This window comes from Streptomyces sp. NPDC059398 (assembly GCF_042751845.1).
In the GTDB taxonomy this organism is placed as follows: Bacteria; Actinomycetota; Actinomycetes; order Streptomycetales; family Streptomycetaceae; genus Streptomyces.
This window is the reverse complement of sequence record NZ_JBHYWP010000040.1, coordinates 61,248-63,532: the sequence shown is the minus strand read 5'-3', so window position 1 is coordinate 63,532 and position 2,285 is coordinate 61,248. Positions and strand designations below refer to the sequence as shown.

The 2,285-nt window shown below is 56.8% G+C and carries 1 rRNA gene; it reads right to left on the bottom strand.

Annotated elements, in window-relative coordinates:
• A 23S ribosomal RNA gene (locus ACFXBC_RS16830) occupies positions 1-2,182 on the bottom strand; the annotation flags it as partial.
• Positions 2,183-2,285 lie beyond the last annotated feature (103 nt).

The window sequence follows — 2,285 nt, the reverse complement described above, 5'->3', positions numbered from 1 at the left end:
AACTTACCCGACAAGGAATTTCGCTACCTTAGGATGGTTATAGTTACCACCGCCGTTTACTGGCGCTTAAGTTCTCAGCTTCGCCACCCCGAAGAATGACTAACCGGTCCCCTTAACGTTCCAGCACCGGGCAGGCGTCAGTCCGTATACATCGCCTTACGGCTTCGCACGGACCTGTGTTTTTAGTAAACAGTCGCTTCTCGCTGGTCTCTGCGGCCACCCCCAGCTCAAGGCGTAAAGCCCATCACCAGGTGTGGCCCCCCTTCTCCCGAAGTTACGGGGGCATTTTGCCGAGTTCCTTAACCATAGTTCACCCGAACGCCTCAGTATTCTCTACCTGACCACCTGAGTCGGTTTAGGGTACGGGCCGCCATGAAACTCGCTAGAGGCTTTTCTCGACAGCATAGGATCATCCACTTCACCACAATCGGCTCGGCATCAGGTCTCACCCTTAACGTCATCCGGATTTACCTAGATGACGGGCTACACCCTTACCCCGGGACAACCACCGCCCGGGCTGGACTACCTTCCTGCGTCACCCCATCGCTTACCTACTACCACCTTGGTTCAGCGGCTCCACCACTCCCCTCAACTCCGAAGAGATCAGGGCGGCTTCACGGCCTTAGCATTAATGGGCTCAGTACTGGGCGTTTCAAAGCGGGTACCGGAATATCAACCGGTTGTCCATCGACTACGCCTGTCGGCCTCGCCTTAGGTCCCGACTTACCCTGGGCAGATCAGCTTGACCCAGGAACCCTTAGTCAATCGGCGCACACGTTTCTCACGTGTGTATCGCTACTCATGCCTGCATTCTCACTCGTGAACCGTCCACAACTCGCTTCCACGGCTGCTTCACCCGGCACACGACGCTCCCCTACCCATCCCAGCCCCCGTTGGGGGTATGTGCTGGAATGACACGACTTCGGCGGTACGCTTGAGCCCCGCTACATTGTCGGCGCGGAATCACTTGACCAGTGAGCTATTACGCACTCTTTCAAGGATGGCTGCTTCTAAGCCAACCTCCTGGTTGTCTCTGCGACTCCACATCCTTTCCCACTTAGCGTACGCTTAGGGGCCTTAGTCGATGCTCTGGGCTGTTTCCCTCTCGACCATGGAGCTTATCCCCCACAGTCTCACTGCCGCGCTCTCACTTACCGGCATTCGGAGTTTGGCTAAGGTCAGTAACCCGGTAGGGCCCATCGCCTATCCAGTGCTCTACCTCCGGCAAGAAACACACGACGCTGCACCTAAATGCATTTCGGGGAGAACCAGCTATCACGGAGTTTGATTGGCCTTTCACCCCTAACCACAGGTCATCCCCCAGGTTTTCAACCCTGGTGGGTTCGGTCCTCCACGACCTCTTACAGCCGCTTCAACCTGCCCATGGCTAGATCACTCCGCTTCGGGTCTAGAGCGTGCAACTCAAACGCCCTCTTAGGACTCGCTTTCGCTACGGCTTCCCCACACGGGTTAACCTCGCTACACACCGCTAACTCGCAGGCTCATTCTTCAAAAGGCACGCAGTCACGACCCACATTCCGAAGAACATGAGCGACGCTCCCACGGCTTGTAGGCACACGGTTTCAGGTACTATTTCACTCCGCTCCCGCGGTACTTTTCACCATTCCCTCACGGTACTATCCGCTATCGGTCACCAGGGAATATTTAGGCTTAGCGGGTGGTCCCGCCAGATTCACACGGGATTTCTCGGGCCCCGTGCTACTTGGGAATCACACAAGCAAGCCGTCAATGTTTCAGCTACGGGGGTCTTACCCTCTACGCCGGACCTTTCGCATGTCCTTCGCCTACACCAACGGTTTCTGACTCGCCCAACAGCCGGCAGACTATTGAAGTGCAACCCCACAACCCCGCATGCGCAACCCCTGCCGGGTATCACACACATACGGTTTGGCCTCATCCAGTTTCGCTCGCCACTACTCCCGGAATCACGGTTGTTTTCTCTTCCTGAGGGTACTGAGATGTTTCACTTCCCCTCGTTCCCTCCACATGCCCTATGTGTTCAGGCATGGGTGACAGCCCATGACGACTGCCGGGTTTCCCCATTCGGAAACCCCCGGATCAAAGCCTGGTTGACGGCTCCCCGGGGACTATCGTGGCCTCCCACGTCCTTCATCGGTTCCTGGTGCCAAGGCATCCACCGTGCGCCCTTAAAAACTTGGCCACAGATGCTCGCGTCCACTGTGCAGTTCTCAAACAACGACCAACCACCCATCACCCCACCCACAAAGGGCGAGTGCACTGGGGCCGGCATACCGAAGACACAG